This is a genomic window from Bradyrhizobium genosp. P, from assembly GCF_049949265.1.
Classification (GTDB): Bacteria; Pseudomonadota; Alphaproteobacteria; order Rhizobiales; family Xanthobacteraceae; genus Bradyrhizobium.
The window spans coordinates 3,153,070-3,172,947 of record NZ_CP188195.1 but is presented as its reverse complement, the minus strand read 5'-3'; the positions used below and the strand labels follow the sequence as shown (position 1 = coordinate 3,172,947).

26 protein-coding genes are annotated in these 19,878 nt (G+C 60.6%); 10 read left to right on the top strand and 16 right to left on the bottom strand.

The window, feature by feature from the left end; genetic code table 11:
- Positions 1-57: 57 nt before the first annotated feature.
- From ACP2YO_RS15285 to ACP2YO_RS15275, 3 genes are read right to left on the bottom strand one after another with little or no spacing between them, the layout of a single operon-like run.
- Positions 58-2,451 carry a xanthine dehydrogenase family protein molybdopterin-binding subunit gene (locus ACP2YO_RS15285; protein WP_426441575.1) on the bottom strand — a complete coding sequence of 798 codons (2,394 nt, stop codon included), beginning with the start codon at positions 2,449-2,451 and terminating at the stop codon, positions 58-60.
- The gene (locus ACP2YO_RS15280) at positions 2,448-2,933 is read right to left on the bottom strand and encodes a (2Fe-2S)-binding protein (protein WP_426441574.1); all 486 of its coding nucleotides are present in this window, start codon (positions 2,931-2,933) and stop codon (positions 2,448-2,450) included. Before ACP2YO_RS15280 ends, ACP2YO_RS15285 begins: the two co-directional genes overlap by 4 nt.
- Entirely contained in the window at positions 2,930-3,769 is an 840-nt protein-coding gene (locus ACP2YO_RS15275; RefSeq protein ID WP_426441573.1) for an FAD binding domain-containing protein, read from the bottom strand. Before ACP2YO_RS15275 ends, ACP2YO_RS15280 begins: the two co-directional genes overlap by 4 nt.
- Positions 3,770-3,985: 216 nt before the next feature.
- Between ACP2YO_RS15275 and ACP2YO_RS15270 the strand changes: the two genes are divergently transcribed.
- Both ACP2YO_RS15270 and ACP2YO_RS15265 read left to right on the top strand, forming a co-directional pair.
- Positions 3,986-5,083, top strand: coding sequence for an LLM class flavin-dependent oxidoreductase (locus tag ACP2YO_RS15270; RefSeq protein ID WP_426441572.1), 1,098 nt, complete (start codon positions 3,986-3,988; stop codon positions 5,081-5,083).
- 16 nt (positions 5,084-5,099) lie between these two features.
- Positions 5,100-5,993, top strand: a complete 894-nt coding sequence (locus tag ACP2YO_RS15265) for a polysaccharide deacetylase family protein (RefSeq protein WP_426443199.1) — start codon at positions 5,100-5,102, stop codon at positions 5,991-5,993.
- On the opposite strand, the gene ACP2YO_RS15260 is transcribed toward ACP2YO_RS15265, so the two are convergent.
- The 6 genes from ACP2YO_RS15260 to ACP2YO_RS15235 form a co-directional block, all read right to left on the bottom strand.
- A complete protein-coding gene (locus ACP2YO_RS15260) occupies positions 5,977-6,663 on the bottom strand; it encodes a TetR/AcrR family transcriptional regulator (RefSeq protein WP_426441571.1) in 687 nt (228 codons plus the stop codon). The genes ACP2YO_RS15265 and ACP2YO_RS15260 overlap by 17 nt on opposite strands.
- Positions 6,660-7,214 carry a flavin reductase family protein gene (locus ACP2YO_RS15255; protein ID WP_426441570.1) on the bottom strand — a complete coding sequence of 185 codons (555 nt, stop codon included), beginning with the start codon at positions 7,212-7,214 and terminating at the stop codon, positions 6,660-6,662. The genes ACP2YO_RS15260 and ACP2YO_RS15255 overlap by 4 nt, the downstream gene beginning before the upstream one ends.
- A gap of 9 nt (positions 7,215-7,223) precedes the next feature.
- Positions 7,224-8,381 (bottom strand): acyl-CoA dehydrogenase family protein, encoded by a 1,158-nt coding sequence (locus ACP2YO_RS15250; protein ID WP_426441569.1) that lies wholly within the window; start codon positions 8,379-8,381, stop codon positions 7,224-7,226.
- A 339-nt stretch (positions 8,382-8,720) separates the two neighbouring features.
- Positions 8,721-9,164, bottom strand: coding sequence for a GNAT family N-acetyltransferase (locus tag ACP2YO_RS15245; protein WP_426443198.1), 444 nt, complete (start codon positions 9,162-9,164; stop codon positions 8,721-8,723).
- Positions 9,165-9,190: 26 nt separating this feature from the next.
- Positions 9,191-9,358, bottom strand: coding sequence for a hypothetical protein (locus ACP2YO_RS15240; protein WP_426443555.1), 168 nt, complete (start codon positions 9,356-9,358; stop codon positions 9,191-9,193).
- A complete protein-coding gene (locus ACP2YO_RS15235; RefSeq protein ID WP_426441568.1) occupies positions 9,359-9,526 on the bottom strand; it encodes a hypothetical protein in 168 nt (55 codons plus the stop codon). It lies immediately after the preceding gene.
- Positions 9,527-10,241: 715 nt separating this feature from the next.
- Here ACP2YO_RS15235 and ACP2YO_RS15230 point away from each other — a divergent pair.
- The gene (locus ACP2YO_RS15230) at positions 10,242-10,427 is read left to right on the top strand and encodes a hypothetical protein (RefSeq protein WP_426441567.1); all 186 of its coding nucleotides are present in this window, start codon (positions 10,242-10,244) and stop codon (positions 10,425-10,427) included.
- 155 nt (positions 10,428-10,582) lie between these two features.
- Here the strand turns inward: ACP2YO_RS15230 and ACP2YO_RS15225 are convergent, their stop codons facing one another.
- Positions 10,583-10,906: a hypothetical protein gene (locus ACP2YO_RS15225; protein ID WP_426441566.1), complete on the bottom strand. Its 324-nt coding sequence runs from the start codon at positions 10,904-10,906 to the stop codon at positions 10,583-10,585.
- A 186-nt stretch (positions 10,907-11,092) separates the two neighbouring features.
- Between ACP2YO_RS15225 and ACP2YO_RS15220 the strand changes: the two genes are divergently transcribed.
- Entirely contained in the window at positions 11,093-11,353 is a 261-nt protein-coding gene (locus tag ACP2YO_RS15220; RefSeq protein ID WP_426441565.1) for a hypothetical protein, read from the top strand.
- A gap of 38 nt (positions 11,354-11,391) precedes the next feature.
- On the opposite strand, the gene ACP2YO_RS15215 is transcribed toward ACP2YO_RS15220, so the two are convergent.
- Entirely contained in the window at positions 11,392-11,745 is a 354-nt protein-coding gene (locus ACP2YO_RS15215; protein WP_426441564.1) for a phasin, read from the bottom strand.
- Positions 11,746-11,980: 235 nt separating this feature from the next.
- On the opposite strand from ACP2YO_RS15215, the gene ACP2YO_RS15210 reads away from it, so the two are divergent.
- Positions 11,981-12,166: a hypothetical protein gene (locus ACP2YO_RS15210; RefSeq protein ID WP_426441563.1), complete on the top strand. Its 186-nt coding sequence runs from the start codon at positions 11,981-11,983 to the stop codon at positions 12,164-12,166.
- 8 nt (positions 12,167-12,174) lie between these two features.
- Here ACP2YO_RS15210 and ACP2YO_RS15205 read toward each other — a convergent pair whose 3' ends face one another.
- From ACP2YO_RS15205 to ACP2YO_RS15195, 3 genes are all read right to left on the bottom strand, one after another.
- Positions 12,175-12,378, bottom strand: a complete 204-nt coding sequence (locus ACP2YO_RS15205; RefSeq protein WP_426441562.1) for a hypothetical protein — start codon at positions 12,376-12,378, stop codon at positions 12,175-12,177.
- 148 nt (positions 12,379-12,526) lie between these two features.
- The gene (locus tag ACP2YO_RS15200) at positions 12,527-13,660 is read right to left on the bottom strand and encodes an alpha-hydroxy acid oxidase (protein WP_426441561.1); all 1,134 of its coding nucleotides are present in this window, start codon (positions 13,658-13,660) and stop codon (positions 12,527-12,529) included.
- Between the two features lie 165 nt (positions 13,661-13,825).
- Positions 13,826-14,842, bottom strand: coding sequence for a GlxA family transcriptional regulator (locus ACP2YO_RS15195; protein ID WP_426441560.1), 1,017 nt, complete (start codon positions 14,840-14,842; stop codon positions 13,826-13,828).
- A 63-nt stretch (positions 14,843-14,905) separates the two neighbouring features.
- On the opposite strand from ACP2YO_RS15195, the gene ACP2YO_RS15190 reads away from it, so the two are divergent.
- The 4 genes from ACP2YO_RS15190 to ACP2YO_RS15175 are packed head-to-tail and all read left to right on the top strand — an operon-like array spanning position 14,906 to position 18,009.
- Positions 14,906-15,619 (top strand): hypothetical protein, encoded by a 714-nt coding sequence (locus tag ACP2YO_RS15190; RefSeq protein ID WP_426441559.1) that lies wholly within the window; start codon positions 14,906-14,908, stop codon positions 15,617-15,619.
- Entirely contained in the window at positions 15,619-16,911 is a 1,293-nt protein-coding gene (locus ACP2YO_RS15185) for an MFS transporter (RefSeq protein WP_426441558.1), read from the top strand. Before ACP2YO_RS15190 ends, ACP2YO_RS15185 begins: the two co-directional genes overlap by 1 nt.
- Before the next feature lie 40 nt (positions 16,912-16,951).
- On the top strand, positions 16,952-17,692 hold the full coding sequence (locus ACP2YO_RS15180; RefSeq protein ID WP_426441557.1) for a YqcI/YcgG family protein: 741 nt from the start codon (positions 16,952-16,954) through the stop codon (positions 17,690-17,692).
- Positions 17,689-18,009, top strand: a complete 321-nt coding sequence (locus tag ACP2YO_RS15175; protein WP_426441556.1) for a cupin domain-containing protein — start codon at positions 17,689-17,691, stop codon at positions 18,007-18,009. The genes ACP2YO_RS15180 and ACP2YO_RS15175 overlap by 4 nt, the downstream gene beginning before the upstream one ends.
- Before the next feature lie 24 nt (positions 18,010-18,033).
- On the opposite strand, the gene ACP2YO_RS15170 is transcribed toward ACP2YO_RS15175, so the two are convergent.
- A complete protein-coding gene (locus ACP2YO_RS15170) occupies positions 18,034-18,216 on the bottom strand; it encodes a hypothetical protein (protein WP_426441555.1) in 183 nt (60 codons plus the stop codon).
- A gap of 25 nt (positions 18,217-18,241) precedes the next feature.
- On the opposite strand from ACP2YO_RS15170, the gene ACP2YO_RS15165 reads away from it, so the two are divergent.
- Positions 18,242-18,427 carry a hypothetical protein gene (locus ACP2YO_RS15165; protein ID WP_016847356.1) on the top strand — a complete coding sequence of 62 codons (186 nt, stop codon included), beginning with the start codon at positions 18,242-18,244 and terminating at the stop codon, positions 18,425-18,427.
- Between the two features lie 167 nt (positions 18,428-18,594).
- On the opposite strand, the gene ACP2YO_RS15160 is transcribed toward ACP2YO_RS15165, so the two are convergent.
- Positions 18,595-19,857 carry a CaiB/BaiF CoA transferase family protein gene (locus ACP2YO_RS15160; protein WP_426441554.1) on the bottom strand — a complete coding sequence of 421 codons (1,263 nt, stop codon included), beginning with the start codon at positions 19,855-19,857 and terminating at the stop codon, positions 18,595-18,597.
- Between the last annotated feature and the right edge of the window lie 21 nt (positions 19,858-19,878).

The following is a 19,878-nucleotide window of genomic DNA, read 5'->3' as shown; positions in this document are numbered from 1 at the left end:
TCCCCAAGAATGTTTTGTTTGGCTTATTATATTTATCCTCGCCCGGACGTCTCCAGCTTAGATTCGTCTCAGAGCCGTCAGGATAACCTGAGGCGTGAGCGGAATCTCGGTAATTATAGCGCCGAAAGGCCGGAGCGCGTCATTAACAGCATTGGCCACCGCGGCGGCCGCACCGGCCGTGCCCGCCTCGCCCGCCCCCTTGGCTCCCAGCTCCGTTTCCAGCGTCGGCGTCACCACGTGACCGACCTCGATATCGGGCATCTCTCCGGACATCGGAACGAGGTAGTCCGCCATGTTGGCGTTGGTGAGCTGACCGCGCTCGTCATAGATGCACTTCTCAAAAAGCGCCGCGCCGAGCCCCTGCACCACCCCGCCCCGGATCTGCTCATCGACCAGTTGCGGATTGATGATCGTGCCGCAATCTTCGACCACCCAGTGCTTCAGCAGCTTGATGAACCCGGTGTCGGTATCGACTTCGAGCCATGAGGCCTGAACACCGTTGGTAAAGGCAAAGGGATATTGCCGCGGAACGAAATGTCGGGTCGCCATCAATTCAGACTGGATGCCCGGCGGGAGTGTATCCGGTCGGAAATAAACGATCCGCGCCAACTCGCTCAGTTCAATCCGCTGCGTGCCATCACTGGCGTTCACAATGCTGTCGCTGACGATATCGAGCTCGGCCGGCGCCGATTGCAGGATAGCCGCGGCGACATCCAGGATGTTGCTGCGCAGGATCTTGGCAGCCTGCAGCGCGGCTTCGCCGCCAATGCCAGCGCCGCGAGAGGCCCATGTGCCGCCGCCATAGGGCGTATTGTCGGTATCCCCGAGTATGACGCGGACGCGCTCCATTGAAACGCCAAGCACACTGCCTACGATCTGAGCGGTAAGCGATTCCGACCCTTGTCCTTGCTCTGTGATGCTAGTCTGGCAGATCACCGAGCCCTGCGCATCGAGCCGAATTGCAACGCCGTCCTGTGACGAAATCCTTGCGCCGCCAACGCCGTAAAATGCGGCGCTCGGATTGGTCACTTCGATGAAGCTCGCGATGCCGATACCCCGGTGAACGTTCCGGGCGCGCGAGGCTGCCTGCTCGGCGCGGAGAACGTCATAGTTCATCATCCGAAGCAACTTCGCCAGTGAGGCGTGATGCGACAGCCGCTCGAACCTCATGCCGGAGGGCGATGCGCAAGGATAAGCGTCGTCAGCAATCAGGTTGCGACGGCGGATTTCGACCGGATCCATGCCGATCTTCGCGGCCGCCAAATCGACCAAACCTTCGGTTACCGAACAGGCAATCGGATGTCCGACCGCCCGGTACTGGCACATGACGTTCTTATTCTGGAAGACAACCCGGGTTCGCGCTCGATAGTTCTCCGCGACATACGGGCCGCCGACGAGATTGACTACCTGATTTGCCTCGATGGCACTGGTCCGGGGATACATCGAATAAGGACCGATCCCCGTCAAATCGTCAATCTCGAAGGCTGTGATCGTACCGTCCCGCTTGACCGCTACCCGGCCCTTGCAGCGATGATCGCGGGCGTGAATGTCGGTGTTGAAGCTCTCGACGCGGTCGGCGACGAATTTGACAGGTCGTCGCAGCAGCTTGGACAGCGCATAGGTCGCCATCTCATCGGCATAAATATGAACCTTGATGCCGAAGGAGCCGCCGACATCCTTGCAGACCACGCGAACCTGCGATTCCTTCAACCCCAAGTGCAGGGCCGCAATGTTCTGCACCATGTGAGGCGCCTGCGTGCCCTGGTAGATCGTGAGTCGGGCCTCAGCTGCATTCCACTCGGCAACAACCGCTCGCGGTTCGAGCGTCACGCCGGTGTGACGTCCGAAGACAAATTCAGCTTCGACCACAGCATCGGCCGCAGAGAATGACTGGTCGACATTGCCCGCATTGTGACTCCGCTCAAAAGCAAGGTTGTCTCCGAGCGAAGCGTGAATGACCGGTGTCGACGGATCGAGCGCGGTAGACATGTCGGTGACCGCATCGAGTTCTTCGTAGTCGACACCAATGCGTTCCATCGCGTCTTCAGCGGCTGCTCGGCTAGTTGCCACGACCGCGGCAACCGCCTCGCCCTGCCAGCAAGCCCGGTCAATCGCGATCGCACGCTGCGGCGCCGACTTTAATCCCTTCAAATGCGAGAGCACACCGACCCAAGGCGTGACGACCGCTTCAAGTTCGCGGCCGGTAACCACGGAAATCACGCCCGGCATACGCTTCGCCGCGTCGGCATCGATCGCCACGATTCTGGCGTGGGCGTATGGCGATCGCAGAAAAACCACGTGCGCCATGCGCGGCAATTCGAGATCGCTGACATATTGTCCGCGGCCCTGCAGCAGCCGGTCGAGATTCGGCCGCGGCACCGTCTTGCCGATGTAGGAATTCGGACGATCGAGCACCGAGAGCCGATCCGCGGCCGGACGAATCGGAGTCATGACGATCGCCTCGCGCGCGCCCTCGCCGTCGCCTCCACGGCATCGACGATGGCCTGATAGCCGGTGCAACGACAATAGTTGCCCGAAAGATGCTCCCGAATCGCTTCGCGATCAGGCGCAGGCGATTGTTTTAGCAAATCTTGTGCCGTCAGGAGCATTCCAGGTGTGCAGTAACCACACTGCAACGCGTTGCGCTCGCGAAATGCCGCCTGAAGATCGGCAATCTCGCCGCTGTCAGAAAGCCCTTCGATCGTCTCAACGGACGCGCCTTGCGCTTGCACCGCCAGCATCAAACACGAACGAACGATCTCGCCATTGATACGGACTGTGCATGCACCGCAGACTCCATGCTCGCAGCCGACATGCGTTCCGGTGAGCTTCAGATTTTCACGGAGGAAATCGGCGAGATTGAGCCGCGGCAGTACAAAGGCATCGACGGGTTCGCCGTTTACCAGAAGCGAGACCGGCAACGGTGCGATCACCCGACGGCTCCCGTGTCGAGTTCGGGGCGCGCAAGAAGCGCGGCCACGCAGCGCAGCAGCAAGACCTTTGCCATGTGTCGGCGCATGGCCGGCGACGCCTGCTGATCTTCGTGAGGATCGAGTTCTTCAACCAGCGCAGCCGCGGCTTCAGCGAGTAAAGCAGGGGTAACGAGCACGTTGATCAGCTTGCCGGCAGCCGCGGCGAGCAGAGGCCGATCGCCGACCGCAAAGAAGCCGAGGCGAAGATCTGCGAACGTGCCATCCTTGACAACCGCCCGAGCTGCAAGACCGACGATGGCGTAGTCACCGTGCCGCCGTGCAAACTCCTGAAAGAAGTGGGTCGAGCCCGCAGGGGCAACTGGCAATTCGATTGCAACGAGCAATTCCTGCGGCGACAGCGCCGTTTCGTATATGCCCTTGAAAAATTCAGCCGCGGCGATCCTGCGCTCCCCATCGAGACCGCGGACGATAATGGTCGCGTCAAGCGCGACCATACAGGCCGGCAGCTCCGATGCGGGATCGGCATGGGCCGAGCTTCCGCCAATCGTGCCACGATTGCGAATTGCGGGATGCGCGACATGGGTAGTGGCGTCACGCAACAACGGCGCGCACACCGCAACATCCGCCGACCTCTGCAGGTCAACGTGGCGGGTCAATGCGCCAACAACGAGCATATTTCCATTCACCGCGATGCCGCGCAACTCGGCGAGGTCGCATATATCGATCAAAATGTCTGGAGATATGAGCCGGAGATTCATCGCCGGCATCAGGCTCTGGCCGCCCGACAGCACCTTCGCCTTGTCGCCATGCACGGCAAGCAATTCCAGCGCATTCATGACGCTGGTCGCGCGTGCGTAGGCGAAAGCCGCGGCTTTCATATGGGCGTGGCCTCCCTGGCCCAAGCTTCGCTTTGCCGGATTAGAGGGCGGCCCTTTCTAAAGGTCAAGCTTGTTTATCAAGTGATTATTTGCTCGGCCGGGGCTTGTCTTCGTGGCGCGAAGGACGCAGGTTCCTCACCAACAGAAAAGTCTGCCCGCGGGGAGCAGCCAATCATGAAGCTCGGATTCTTTACGATGCCGATCCATCCTATCGAGAAGGATTGGCGGCAGTCGCTCCGGGAGGATCGTGAGGCGTTCGTACTCGCCGATGAGCTCGGCTTCAGCGAGGCCTATGTCGGCGAGCATGTCACCGACAAGGCCGAGAACATCACCTCCAGCATCGCTTTCATCGCCTGGATTGCGGCTGCCACCAAGCAGATCAGGCTTGGAACCGGCACGATCAACATGCCGAACACGCATCCAGCCGCGGTTGCCGCGTCTATCGCGATGCTTGACCACATGCTCGATGGCCGCTTCATCCTCGGCATCAGCCCCGGCGGATTGCTCTCTGACGCAGAGATCTTCGGCAATCTCGACGCGGACCGCAATGCGATGTTCCTGGAGGCGATCAATCAGGTGCTGGATATCTGGGCGAGTAAGCCGCCCTACGAGTTGCACGGCAAGTATTGGGATATCTCGGTCAGGAAGACGTTGATCGAAGACATCGGCCAGGGATTTGTCGCCCGTCCCTTGCAAACCCCGCACCCTCCCATCATCGTGACCGCGGTCGCGCCGTTCTCAAAGGGCGTCACGGAAGCAGCTGCGCGCGGCTGGGATCCGATCTCGGCAAACTTCCTGATGCCCGCCTGGGTGAAGAGCCATTGGCCCAAATATGTCGAAGGCTGCGAGCGCGTGAATCGCACAGTTGACACCGCCAATTGGCGGGTCGCCAAAAGCGTATTCGTTGCCAAGGACGAGGCGACGGCGAAGGCCTACGCCACAGCCGCGAACGGACCTTACGTGTACTACTATCACCAGCTGTTCACCAAGCTGAAGCGTAGCGGCCGGCTTGAGCTGTTCAAGACGCGACGGGAGCAGCCGGACTCGGAGATCACGCTGGAGTCGATCTGCGACAAGCTCGTCATCTACGGTACGGCCGAGAGTGTGGCCGACCAGCTGCTGTCGTTCCAGGAGGAGGTCGGCGCGTTCGGAACGCTGCTTTATGCCGGCAAGGACTGGAAGGATCGCGAACTCGGCCGCCAATCGATGATCCTGATGGCCGAGAAGGTTTTGCCGCGGGTCAATGCCGGCGCTGCCGGATCGTCGACGTGATCAAGGAGATCCCAAGGTGGCTTTCACTGATCGCATTCCCTATCAAGCTCAGGTCGATCGACCGAAACTCGCATTGCCCCCGGGCAAGAAGCTCGCGGTATGGGTAATCCTCAACGTCGAGGAGTGGCGCATCGAGAATGCCATGCCACGTACCGTTCTTAGTCCACCGATGGGCGCACCTCTGCTACCCGACGTCCCGAACTGGTCCTGGCATGAATACGGGATGCGCGCTGGCTTTTGGCGACAGTTCAAGGCACTTACCGACCGGAAGATACCCGTAACGCTAGCCATAAATGCCAATGTCTGCAGTTCCTATCCACGTGTGGCTGCCGCGGCGCTCGAGGCAGGTTTCGAATTCATGGGGCATGGATTCATTCAAGGGCCGATGCACAAGGTTGAAGACCAAGCCGATGCCATCAAGCGCTCAGTCGATACTATCGCGAGATTCACCGGCAAGCCGCCGCGGTCGTGGGAGAGCCCGGGCTTGACGGAGACGGAAGAAACCCTCGACCTCTTGCGTCTCAACGGGATCGAATATCTGGCAGACTGGGTGATCGATGATCTTCCGCAGGACATCGCAACACCGTATGGAACCATCACGACGATACCCTATTCCGTCGAAACCAACGACATCGTCATTCATGCTCTGCAGCACCTTCCGTCGGAACAATTCTTGAAGCGCTGCACCGATCAGTTCGACCGGCTCTATCTTGAGGGCGCGGAAAACGCCCGGATCATGGCAATCTCGGTACACCCCTACATCACGGGAGTGCCCCACCGAATCAAGTATCTGGAGGCGCTGCTCGACTATGTCATCGGCCATGACGGCGTGGCGCTGATGACGGCGAGTGAGATTGGAGATTGGTATCGTGGCGAGATGGCGAAGGAGCCACTCAACCAACGACCTTGATCGACGCTCGTTGGCGATCGGCGGAGCCTTCGGCTATCCGTTCAAATCCCGCCAGAAAGATATCCAGCGCGTCGCCTATCATCTGCGCCTTGTCCTCGAGAACTGGCGCTTCATAAATGTACTTCCGCACGCCGTAGTAAAAGATGCCGCCGTGAAACACCCAAGCCAGCTCCAGCTCAGCCGCACTTGGCCTGCTCTGCATCACAAGGCCCGCTTCGTGGCGGCACTCTTTTATGATGCTGGTCAGGATCTTGTCCTTGACCATGCCGACGTACCAACGATTGATGTCGAGGCCTTTTAAACCTGAATAAAGGTAGATTCGGAGCCATTTGCGAGTGAAAATTGTGTCCGTATAGACCTGATAAAATTCCTGTAGCCGCACGCGCAGCGGACGGGAACGATCGGATAGCGACGTCTCCCAACCAGTCTCAAGCGGACCAAGATATACCTTGCGGTAGACCTCCTTGACGAGGTCGTCCTTGCTGGGAAAGTAACGGTAAAGCAGCGGCTGCGTGACACCGAGCTTGCGCGCAAGTGCTCTGGTGCCGCCGGCAAATCCTTCTTCCGCGAAAAGTTCGGTCGCCTTGGCCACAAACTCGCTGCGGCGGTCATCAGCCGATAATCGCCGTTGCTTGGCGCGGGTTTGTTTCGCTGGTGTCCTTCGGTTCATGATGCTTCGTCACCATCACCAGCAAGAAATCGGCCAAAGCTCCCGCGCGCGAACAGGAGAGGCTCTTGTCGGTTGTAGGCGTAGGCCTCCACTGCTCCAAGGAAAATGACGTGGTCGCCACCATAATAGCGGTTGGCAGCCCGGCATTGAAAGCTGGCGACCACGTCGCCGAGTACCGGGGCATTTCCGAGGCCGGGCGCCCAGTTCACGCCGGCGAACTTGTCCCCCGAAGACCTTGCAAATTGCGTTGCCAGTATCTGCTGCGATGCACCAAGGACGTTCACCGTGAAATGGCTGGCGTTCTGGAAGATCGTGAGCCCTTGCGAGAACATCCCGAGGCTCCACAGCACGAGCGGCGGATTGAGAGACACCGATGCGAAGGAATTACACGTCACTCCGTACGGCTTTCCTTCGGCCGACATCGCCGTGACAACGGTGACACCGGTCGCAAATGAGCCTAGCGCGCTTCTGAAATCACGGGGATCGATCGCCGAATTGTCACTTGCGAGCTCGTTGGCTGGATCCACCGGATGTTTGGGTGCGTCAGACATCCACTGGCCTCAGAGCGTCAGATTCTCGGATGGCAGCCCTAGCGCGACCCGTCCATAGTTAGTCCCCGCCGCGTCGAAATTGAATGCGAGGTGCGAATTCACTGCGTGCGCGTCGCGGAACTGCCGTTGCAGGGCTCCAGAGGTGAACAGGCTGCGGGCTCCGCTCGCCGTGAACAGAAGGGACACTGCTTCGGTGCACAGGTTCACCGAGAAGGCGCCATCGCGGCGCAACTTCGTCTTGGCCGCGATATTCGGAATATGACCACGCCGAACTTGAGCGAGCATCTCGATGCAGTTGGTTCGCATGATAAGACGAGCTGCATCTATCTTCGCGGACGCTTCCGCGATCTTGATCTGTGTACTCTGCAAGTCACCGATCTTGGCCCTGTTGTACGTCGAGGCGCGATGTCGTGCGATTTCGACGTAATCGTCAAGACAAGCTTGGGCATTCCCCAGCCCAACACCCGACAGCACGTATGGAAACAACGAGAACACAGGAAGCGCGTAGAGCGCATTCGGATTAGCAACGCTGCCAGGCGTTGGACCGCCCGTCAGGTCTCCAACTGGAACAGTCATATGCTCGGGAACAAATGCCTCCATCACCCGAACATCGTTTGATCCCGTTCCGCGCAGGCCGGTCGCATTCCACGTATCGTCGATGCTGTAGTCTCGCCTGTTCAACAGAAACAGCCGGTACTCGACGCCATCGGCTTCATCATCGGACGCGACGATGCTGGCGAGCATATTCCAATCGCATGCTTCCACTCCGGACGAGAACGGCCAATGACCATTCAGTACGTATCCTCTGTCCACCTTCCTGGCGCGACCGGCCGGAAAAACGAAAGACGATGCGATCAGCGTGTCGGGATCATTGCCCCACACGGTACTCTGCGCCTCGGGCGCGAACATACCGAGCATCCAGTGATGGCTGGCGAGATTGGCAAAATTCCACCCAACGGAAGCATCACCTTGACCGAGCGCATCGGCACAATCGACTAGAGCGACATAGTCGAGTTCGCTTCCGCCAACGCGCCTGGGCTGCAGTATCCGGAACAGGCCCCTGTCGTGAAGATCCCGCTCCGTTTCGATCGGCAATCGTCTCAACTCCTCGGTCCTGGGTGCCCGTTCACGCAGCACGGGAATGAGCTCCTTTGCCCGTGCGACCATGATCAAGCTGCGGCCGGAGCCCGACCCTGGCGGCGTGCTAGCATCAGACCTGCGGCCGTCCCCAGCCATTGACGGTTCCCTTCGTTCGTCCCTTTATCGGGGATCGGATCGAACCGCTAGGCAGTCTATCGATGGATCACCGAGGATCAAGGCGCCCTCGCACAGCTTTCCGCCTAATATTGTGCCTCGGGAGCCGCGGTCCTCCAACCAAGCGGCGAGCGTGGCGAGGCGTCGGTGAGTGAAGATTGAGTTTGAAAATGCAAAATGCCCGGGGGCCATCGGCCACCGGGCGTTTTGCGTATTCCGACATGTCGAGCCGTTGGCGCCGTTCGCATAAGATCAGTCGGCTCTTGGTGCTCTCAGATCCTTTCGCCAATAGAGCGTATGGGGCCACGCCCAGGGCGATTCGGGCTGATAAAGTCGGTATCCTCCACGGATGAAGTTGTTCGCGGAGAAAACGTTGTCGGTGCTGTCAGAAACAATGGCACTCCAGCCATTCCGCCGGGATCGCGCCTCCAGCGCACGCGTCAGTCGCAACTGCAGGCCGCGACCACAGTGCTGAGCCAACACGCCGACGCGACAGAAGTATCCTGCGTTGGCGGCATGAGTTGAGGCGACGACTCCCGCGAAGGCAATGGGCTCTGCTTGATGAAAAGCCATCCACCAATGGCCCTGCTCGAAGTCAGGAATACGCGCCCCGTCAAAGAACGTCAGTCGATGAAGATCGCAAAGCGTGTCCGCAATCTCGTCATCGCGGCCATCAACTTCTCGGATCTGATAGATCGCGAACTTTCGCGACCCGAACAGCGTCACTTTCCGAGCGTCGCCTTGAGTCCCAGCCACACGGCGCCTACAAAACCGGTAGCGATGATGGTGATGACGGCCTTGAAGGTGTAGCTTTGGGCTTGCTCGACGCTTTTCCTCCAACGCCTCAGGTGCTGGAAATCTGCGCGTAGCTGGGTGATCGACTTCGCCACCTACTTCTCCTGCCAGTCTGACGGGAGGTACTCGCACGGAGCCGTGTCACCGTAATCCGTGTCGGGATAGGCAACGGCGGAGCGGAATGCGATCGTCGGAAAATCCGTCTGTTCGCGGTCATGACGCGGCTGCGGCCGCGGAATGAGTTGAATGATCTCCGCGCTCACGCAAGGGCCTCCCAAAGGGCAATGGCTAACAGGCCCGCGAGCGCGAGCGATATCAGATAGGCAGTCATTCAAGGCCTCGTTGATCGGCCGGCAACGCGCGGCGCGGGCCGTGGAATTAAACGTGCGGCAGATCGCGCAATTGCTGCGATCTTTGGGCGCGAACCTTATCCCTGACGACAGGGGCCGCGTGCGGCGCCGGCTTTCGCCTCGCCGCGGGCCGGCGCGTTCGCGCGCACCGGCCAATCTATATTCGATTCAAGGGGTTCGGACGGCGGCGCGCTTCCGACGCTCAGGCGACGGGCGTGGGGAGGTGCGGCGTCGTGACGTGCGGCCGCCGTCCGATTGGCAAAGCGGCATAGAAAAAGCCCGCCGCGGATTTCTCCGCGCGGGCCTCAACAATTTCGATGGTGGCATTATGCGGGTGAGTTGCCCGACGTGTCAAACCTTTTGTAAACTGAACGAAACTTTTAAAATGCTACGCATCCGCTTCGACAGCAAGAAACTGCCTTGATCGAAAATCGGCGGACGCACGGCAATCATGCTGCCGATTCCACACCTAACCACCGTATGCTTGTCGGGATGATGTCAGCGTGCCGCTGATTTGCCCGACGCGTCAAGCGGGCGGAGAGCAAATCATTCGGATCGACATCAAGACGGTTTTGACTGGCGTTGGTCGGATTGGCCTGCGCCGTACTCGCATCGCAAGGAGGCGTCGATGTATTTCGTTGCTACCGTGCTCGCGGTCCTGTCGGGCCTGTTCTATGCCGCGGGTCATCATCAGGCCGGTTCGCTCGGCACCACCATGTGCGAGTATGGCGGCTTGTTCTGTGACAGTCCGTTCCTGGTTGTGGTCGCAGCCGGGCTGTCAGCAGCCTGGGGCATGTTCGTCAGCATGCGCTGACCGCCTCTCAACGTTCGCGATGATGGCGCTGTGCCGCTGATTTGCCCGACGAGTCAAATTTTGTTTTGCGGCTCATTTGAAGTCCCAGGCGCCGCGTGCTTCGCGCTGAGCCCGGTCCGCAACCGTGTGATCGTCCGACAATCCAACGAAATCCGTTACGGCGAGCTTGGGCTCGCCGGTTGAACCGGCTTTGGGCCAGGCGGAACGGGTTCAATCGGCGCCTTGGGTTCGGTCGGCATCACCGTTGCACCAACTGCACGCGCGGCCTCGCCGGTCGTCGAATAATTGGCTGTGTCGGCTGTCTGCACCTTAGGCTTATTCCAGGGACCGTGGTCGACGATCAACATGCCCAAAACACCGAGGATCGCCACTACCGCGGCCACCACGAGTGGCGTGCCGCCGTGCCGTTTTCTCTCTTTCATCGTGTGAACATTCGTCATGGCATAGGCCTGCGCTGTAATTGTCCTTCGCTGAACCAAGCGCCGACTTGCCCGGAAGTTTCCGGTCCCCCGCGCTGAAAGCGCGGTATGTTCGCGGAACCAATCCGCGGCACCGGCATTGGATGAATGTGGCCGTCACCCGCCGTTCAAAACGGCGCCTGTCGCAGATAGCCAAAGGTGGCGGCCCACTTCCGACGACCTTCGGTGCAACCGCGGCAAAATCATATGAGTTTCGAATCACCCGAATCCCCGCTGCAACCCAGCCTCGGCGAGCGAGCGATCGATGCGGCGACCGACGTTTCACGTACCATCACCGACGTATCGGACGGACTGCGAGCCGCTGTCGATCGGCTGAGTAGCGCAATCGCCGCCTCGCGCCGGCCAGGCGGAGCACTCGCTACCGTGAGCGCGGTCACGCGCGAAGCACCACTCGCCAGCCTGTTCGTCGCCTTCCTGCTTGGCGTAGCCGTTGCCCGCCGACGCTGAACGCCAAGGCGACGAGATTACTCTAAGAGAAGCGCTGCCTAGAATTTGCCTTTTGTCGCGTCCTTCGTGGCAGCCATCACGTTTCCGGTGATCTGCCGCATATGTTCGCCGGCATTGGTGAACTGGCTGCGGAGGAATTCCGACTGAATCCGCATCGCCTCCTGCAGATCGGTCGCATGCACCAGCTTTCGCGCATGCTCGAATGCGGCCTTCATGTTCTGCTCGGTGAACGACAGCGCCTGTTTGGAGATATCCGTTCCGGTACCCGGCATCGCCGTCATCGACTTGCTGGCGGCATCGAAGAACATGCCGAACGCCCTCTCGGCCTGGTCGATGGTCTTTTCCGCAAGGTCGCGGAGTTCGGCAGGAACTTCAAGCTTCGGCTCGATCATTTTTCGCCCCCCTGAATTTTGCTTCCCGTAACGTTAGCACATATTGCGATCACGTCAGCGCCGGATCGCCAGCCACGATGGCGATCGGCCGCCCTAACCCGTCGAGGAAAATTTACCCAAACGGGAACCTCCCGTCCCCGTTACCGCCCGGATTCCAATCATGTCAGCACTGTGGCATAGTGATTCGGTCTTGAGTTGGTGGCGTTTGCGTCTCTCTTGGGGACATGGGGATACGATGCTGCACACTTTCCGTCCGACGCCGACCTGCACCCGGTTCAAGACCAGCATTGAAATGCCGTGCATGAAGTGCGGTTCGCAGATGCGGCTCGCGGTGATCGAGCCGCGTGACCATGTTTATGATGTGCTGACCTATCAGTGCACGCCCTGCAATTCCGGCGAGAGCTTCCTGAAGGCGCGCTAGACCTCGGACTACCCGCTCAGTACCGCGGTCCCAGCCGGCGTCAGCACCGGCCCGTCATCATCCAATTCGATCAGACCGAGCACCGTGAGGACATCCAGATCCTCGTCGCTGACCGGTGACAATTTAAGTCGACCAGCCTGGATATCCCGCAGCGTCCAGCGCAGACCAATAGCTCTCTCGAGGGAAAATTCAGCGAACGGATTATCTGCCATTCGCTTCGACTATTGCGGCATTTCGCTCAGACTTTGACGGTGCCGCGGCGTCTTCATGGACATCACAGAATGATACGGCAGGCGCGATCGAGCTCTCGACGACCGCGATCACGCTTGCAAAGTCGATTTGCACGGCCCGCGCTGTGACTCAGTAACGGTACGGTTCGATGTCGAGAAGCGGGAAGGCGCTGAACACGCCCGGCAGATTGGTCGGCATCGCCGGATGCAGATAGGACTTGTCCAGTTCTGCAAAACTGGTGGCGCCGAGTAGCCCGAGGCAGCGGATCACCTCGTCCTCCAGCAATTCAAGCATGCGCACAATGCCAGCCTCGCCCGCGGCCGCGAGCGCCCAGCACTGCAGCCGGCCGATGCCGACCAGATCGGCTCCCGAAATGATCGCCTTGACGATGTCGGTGCCTCGGTAGAACGATCCGTCGACCATGATCTTGGCGCGGCCGGCGACGGCCTGAACGATCTCGGGCAATACGTGCATCGAGCCGCGGCCGTGGTCGAGTTGCCGGCCGCCATGGTTCGACACGTAGATCCAGTCGACCCCGTGATCGACGGCGATCTTCGCATCTTCGGCGGTGGCGATACCCTTGATGACGAGCGGAATTTTGAACTTGTCCTTGATCAACTTCACCGTCCGCCACTCCAGACCCTTCTGGAAATCACCCCCGGTGGCGCGAATGCGGCTTTCGCGGACGTAGCGCTTGGCGATGTCGCGCTCACGGCGACTATAGTGGGCGGTGTCGACGGTCAGGCAGAATGCGGCATAGCCATTGGCGATGGTGCGGCTCACGACGCCCTCGACGAAAGCATCGTCGCCGCGCACGTAGAGCTGATAGATACGCAGCGCGTCAGGCGCGGCCTTCGCGGTGGCTTCCAGCCCGGGCTCCGAGACCGAGCTCAGCATGTGCGCCGCACCGAACCTTTCGACGCCACGCGCGACGGCGCCGCCAGCCTCGGGATCGAAGATTTCGAGCGCGCCGACGGGGGCAATCATCACGGGAATCCGGAGTTTGCGCCCGAACACTTCGGTGGAGGCATCGACACGGGCGACGTTGCGCAACACGCGCGGCCGGAAAGCGATCTCGTCCAGAGCCATTCTGTTGCGGCGCATCGTGGTCTCGGTCTCGGAGGCGCCGACGATATAGTCCCAGGCATTCTGGTTCAGCTTGGCGCGGGCCTTGCGCACGAATTCATGCAGATTCTGATATTCCTCGCCGCTGGCGCCGAGTTCGACATTGCGCGTCGGTTGAAGGGGGGTCCCGTCGCTCATGCTGTTTCTCTCCCGATTTTGGCCGGCACATTAGCCGCAGACAAACTGGAAAAGCTACCGCCTTGAACGATTGAATCCGTCTTCGAAGGTCTGCTATTCGCGTGCGGGATGGATCGGCATCAGTGCCAGGATTTCGGCAACTCGTGCCATGCGGCGGGCATCGCTCTACCTGCCCGAAAACCGGTTTCGGTATTCCGTTGGGGAGACGCCGAGGTGCCGCAGGAAAGCGCGGCGCATCCGCTCGTCATCCCCGAAGCCTGCACGTTTGGCCACCTCGACCACGCCGCCAATCTGTCGGCTCTCGAGCAGCAACCGCGCGGTCTCGACGCGCAATGCCTCGACGCCGCTCGCGGGCGTCATACCGGTGCGACTGACATAGGTGCGGGCGAATGTGCGCGGCGTCATTCCGGCCTTTTCCGCCAGCGTCTCTACCTTGAGGTCGCTGGCGATGTTCTCGATGATCCACGCATGCAGCTCGCTGAAGCGCCCCTCGACATCCGATGCCTGCGCCGCAAGGACGGTCGAGAATTGGCTCTGTCCGCCCGGCCGCTTCAGGAACACCACCAACCTGCGTGCAACATCGAGTGCGGTGGTGTGACCGAAATCCTCCTCGATCATGGCGAGCGCCAGGTCGATGCCGGCGCTGACTCCAGCCGACGACCAGACCCGTCCGTCCTTGACGAAGATCGCATTCGGCTCGACACGGATTTTGGGGAAACTGTCCTGCAGCCGCGGACAATAGCGCCAGTGCGTCGCAGCACGCCTGCCGTCCAAAATGCCGGTCCATGCCAACGCGAATGCCCCGAGGCATACCGACGCGACACGGCGCGACTTCGGCAGCGCCTGCGCAATCCAGTTCATCAGTTTCGCGTCATTGCGGATCTTCCAGATGCCCGGCCCACCGGGGATCACCAGCGTATCGATCTCGCCAGGCCCGACACTGTCGATCGAGGCGGTGTCGACCATCATGCCGACATCGGTCGTCACTAGCCCGCCCGAGGCCGAGAGATAGGACAGCGAATAGCCCGGCCCGGACAGCTCGATCGCCTCCAACTCCGCAAACACCTGCGCCGGCCCCGAGATGTCGAGCAAGGTCACGCCCGGAAAGGCGACGATCGCGATCCGTCGCATGGCGGTCTTGTCGGGCGGCTCGGGCCGGGACTTGGCAGATTTCGAGGGCATATTGTCCTTTAAGCCATTCGAGGCTCCCCTGTATAGCTCGCGGTGGAATACGGGAGTTCTGCCATGTCGCGACATCTGGGCAGCCGATATCAGGCGATCAAATCGTCGTGGACGGACTACGCGATCTATAGCTTTCCCGACGCATCCCAAATCCAGGACGCTGACCGTCAGCCTCTGATGGACGCCATGAACGGCATCATTGCCGTCAACTGGCAAGCCGCCGAACCGCACTGGACGGCCGCCTCCTCGCCATTCGACAGGAAATACAGTCTCGTCCTGGTCTATGACGGCTCCGGTCTCGTGGCATTTTCGGTCTATCGTGTGCTGCAAATGTCGGCCGGGCTTGCGATTTATCGCAGCGGCACCGAGGTGCTGCCGGCGCATCAGGGCCGCGGCCTCTACGGCTTCTTCACCACCGAAGTCCTGAAACGCTCGGGCGCTGCCGAAAGAATTGAAGGCAGCGTGCTCTACGGTTGGCGGACCCGCAATCCCATCGTGTGGGCCGCCAACGCCAAGATATGTGAAAAGGTGACGCCGTCGCTGCTCGACGACATGCAGGACCCCGGATTGCAGGCGGCCTGTGTCGAAATGTGCGCGTCGCTCTATCCGGGCAAGCCGCTCGAGCTGCCCGACATGATCATGCGCGGCGCCTATGGCCACATAAAGCACCATCGGCAGACCTATCATGGCGCCGCATCGCTCGTCGATGTGGCGATGTCGCGCAAGATCCCGAATTCAGCAGATGCCGTTTTCTCGGTTGGCTACGCGAGGGTGTGATGTCGACGTTTGGACAACAAGCCGTATACGCCCCCACGTCGCGTCTGACCGATCGTGCCTACCTGGCATGGGCGGCGGTCGCCATTGCATACGCGATCGCCTTCCTGCAGCGCGTATCACCGCAATCGGTGAGCCTGAGCTTCATGCACGACTTCAACACCGACGCGGCCGGTGTTGCGATGCTCGCCTCCAGCTACTTCTGGGGCTACACTTTGATGCAGATTCCGGCGGGCCTTCTGGTCGACCGCTACGGCGTCAAGCGCGTCGTGCTGGCCAGCATGATCGCCTCTTCGCTTGGCAGCGCGGCATTTGCGCTGGCGCCGAATTTGCTGGACGTCTTTGCAGCCCGTCTCGTCGTCGCCTGCGGCGACGCACTGGTCTTCACCGCGCTCCTCAAACTCGTCGCGCAAAGCTTCTCTGACGAGCGGTTCGGCGTAATGTCGGGCATTTCACAGGTCTCCGGTTACGTCGGAGGCGTCATCGCGACCACGCCGCTCGCCGCTGCAGTCTCTGGCTTTGGCTGGCGGGCCTGCTTTCTGTTCATCGCCTGCATCGGCCTCGCCAACCTCGCTTTCGCCAAACTTGCGCTCAAGCCTGATCCAGTCTCGCACAGCAGCAAGACGCTCAAGGGCGTCGCCACGGCTGCATGGCAGTCGTTGGCTCATGCCGCGAACTGGGGTTGCGCGATGACGTTTGCGTCGCACTTCGCAGTTGTCACGACGCTATCAGGCGTGTGGGGCATTCCGATGGTGGCGCATTTCTTCCACATCTCACCGACGACCGCGGGCACGCCCCTGCTCGCTTTCATGATCGGCAACGCACTTGGCTCGGTGTTCCTCGGACACGTCGCCGACCGCGCCGCCACTGCGCTCGACAGCGCGCTGGTCCGCATCTGTTTGCTGCGCATGGTTCTGATCGCGATGCTGCTGCCCCCGGTCGCGCACGCCCTCGGCTTTGTCTATGTCACCGTCGTGTTTACGGCGTTGGGTCTCGTCGCCGGCGGCACCGTTCCGCTGGTGCTGAAATCTGTCAAAAAGCTTTACACCGCTGACCTCATCGGAGTTGGCGCTTCGGTGAACACCACCGCCGCGGGAATCTTCGCCGGCGCTTCGCAGCCCGTCATCGGCTTCGCCATGCTCGCCGCCAGCCAGGTCTCAGGAACCGACGCCGTGCACAACGCGGCTGTCATCGGCGATGCCGGCTACAGTGCCTTGATTGCCATTCTGCTGCTCATGTCACTGCCGGGCATCGCCGGGCCGTTGCTGATGAGGAGCAAGTTAATTGCTCGTTAGTCTCATTAAGGGTGAAGGGGGTATTATGGAGCGCTTGTTTTTGAGAAAAGACGAAGTTGCGTCGAACTATCCGGTGAGCAGCTGGCAAAGCGTGATGTTCTCCGAATTCGAAGCGCAGATGAGCAGCGAGGCGAGACCGTTTCCTTGCGTATTCGGAGTGACGGGGCATCGCCAGGATCAGCTGCGCTATCTCTTCCTTGATCCGTACGATGTCGCCGTCCTCGGCGAACAGCTCGCACAATATGTTTCGCAGGCGCGCTCGTTTGGCCCCAACACCTCGTTGATCGTGTTCACGCGGCCTCGTCCGGTGCAAACGCTCGATGCCTATTATCGCAAGATGTGGATGACGCTCGACCAGCTCGCATGTCTGGATAAAAATCCATGGCCTGCCGAAATTCCCGAGCAGATCGATCATCCGATGTGGGAGTTCTCGTTCGCGGGCGAGCCGATCTTCGTGGTGTGCACGACGCCTGCGCACGTCATGCGGCAGAGCCGTCGATCCAGCGCCTTCATGCTGACCTTCCAGCCGCGTTGGGTGTTCGAGAAGATCCTCGGGACCGAGAAGACGGCCAACGCCGCCTTCGCCGAGGTGCGCAAGCGTCTCATCCCCTACGACAGCGCGAGCCCCTCGCCGTCGCTTGGCCGCTATGGCGCAGCCGACGGGCGCGAATATCTGCAGTACTTTCTGCACGACGACAATAACACCGGCGGAGGCTGCCCCTTCGCCAAGCTCGCACAGAACAAGACACCATCCATCGAGAACAAGGAGCAGGCAGCATGACCCGGATCATCGCAAGCACGAAGACCGAATTTGCCATCGATCCGGCGATTCTGAACCTGCTTCCCGCGCAGGGTTCCGTGGAGCTGCAGCATGACGCCGCGGGCAAGGTGCATCAGTTCCACACCCACCCGGTGGACGAAATTCTGATGATCATCAGCGGCCGTCTGAATTTCATCTGGGATGACGGGGAGCGCATCGTCGGCGCCGGCGACACCATCATGTTGCCGGCCGGCACCCGTCATCAATCGGAGGCGCTCGAAGGTGGCGCCGTCTACGTGATCGCGACGCAGCCGCCGGCCAGGCCAATCAGCAATTAATAGCCAAGGGGAACGTCAAGCCCTTCAGGACAACGAGGGACTATCTGGCGGTTGAGCCGCCAAACGTTCGACCAGTTCGATCACTTCGCCGCGCTGGTCGGGCGCTAGCCGAAGGAAGGCCTTCAACAGTCGCAGGCTTTCGATTGTTTCGCTCGACGGAGCTCCGAGCTTCTTCTGCAGCTCTGCAACACAAGTTGGATTTTTCATCTCGCACCGTAAGTGAGGATCAGGAATGGCATACCCAGGTAAACGCGAAGGCTTGGCTCAGAAGGTCGATACTGCAGCCCAGGAGGCCGAACGTCTCGGCCTGACGACCGCAACCTTGATACTCCGGATGGCACGCCTCGAAATCGATCGGGCGGAGCCCGAGGAAGTTGAAAGTATGCCAAGGAACAACCTGCGCAGCAAGCCGAACTGAGCACCGAAACGGCCCTATTTCGGCATAGAAACGATTGGCACGCGCCGCCCGACCCGTGACATCGGGCCGGCGCGCGCCAGTATCGGCGGGCGATTGCCTGCTCGCCGGCGTCGGTTGCCCGGCAATGAATGGTGGTTAAAGCGCCTGATCGGGCCCGTGCGGCAGGGCTAACTGGTCGTTGCTGCCTTGCCGAAAGCGCCCGCCTCGGCCAAAGCCGCGATGCGCCGGTCGTCGTAGCCGAGCGTCTTGCGCAACACGTCTCTGGTATGCTGGCCAAGCAACGGCGCGGCAACTGGATTGATCGTCGGAGTCAAACTCATATTGACCGGCGACTCGATGTTTGGAACCGAGCCCGCGGTCGGATGAGGGATCCTGCTGAGGCGGTCGCGATTGCGCACCTCAGGCGCATTGAAGCCCTCCTCGACCGTGCGCAGATAACCGACCGGAATATTGGCCTTCTTCATCTTCGCCATCCAGTTATCGAGTGTGTCGCTCGCAAACACGCTGGCGATAATGGCGCGCAGCTTCTCCTTGTTGGCAGTCCGTGCCTTGCGGTGAGCGAATTCGGGGTCCGTGACCAGATCGGGTCGCTCCAGCACGTCGGTCACGAGCCGGCGATACAGGCGATCATTGGCGCAAGCCATGTAGAGCGGCCCATCCGATGCCCGGTAGACGCCTACGGTCGGCGACCCGTTTGGCGAATTGCCGAAACGGCCCGGATTGTTGCCGTTGATCAAATAGGCCATGCCGTAGAATCCGGTCATCGCCACCGCCGTGTCGATCAGCGCGACCTCGACCTGCTGACCGCGGCCGAGGCGATCACGCGCAATCAACGCCAGCAGGATAGCGTTACAAGCCGACATGCCCGTTGCCATGTCGACAATCGGTGGACCGGTACGCACCGGTTCACCATCCGGAAAGCCGTTGAGCGACATGAAACCGCTTTCGGCCTGCGTGATCGGATCGAAGCCGGGACGCAATGCAAAATCGCCTCTGCGGCCATAGGCCGAGATCGAACAATAGATCAAGCGCGGGTTGCCTGGTGCGACCGACGCGTAGTCGAGGCCGAACTTCCTCATCACGCCGCCGGAAAAATTCTCCACCACGACGTCGGCCTTGGCGATCAACTCGCGCGCCACGTCGAGCGCCGCCGGGTTGTTGAAATCCAGCGCAATACCGCGCTTGTTTCGATTCAAGCTCAGGAACGCGGCGCTCTCGCCACCAATTTCCGCGTGCTCGTAGGCGCGCGTGTCGTCGCCGCCGTCCGGATTTTCGATCTTGATGACGTCGGCGCCGAAATCTGCCAGCGTCTGCGTGCAGGCGGGGCCTGCTACGACGCGGGTAAAATCGACCACCAGCAGACCATCGAGCGCTGTCGGAACGCCCTCTCCGCGCGGCGTGCGCTCCGGCAATTCTGGTCTGGCGGTCATGATCGGAGGTTTCCTCTGCTT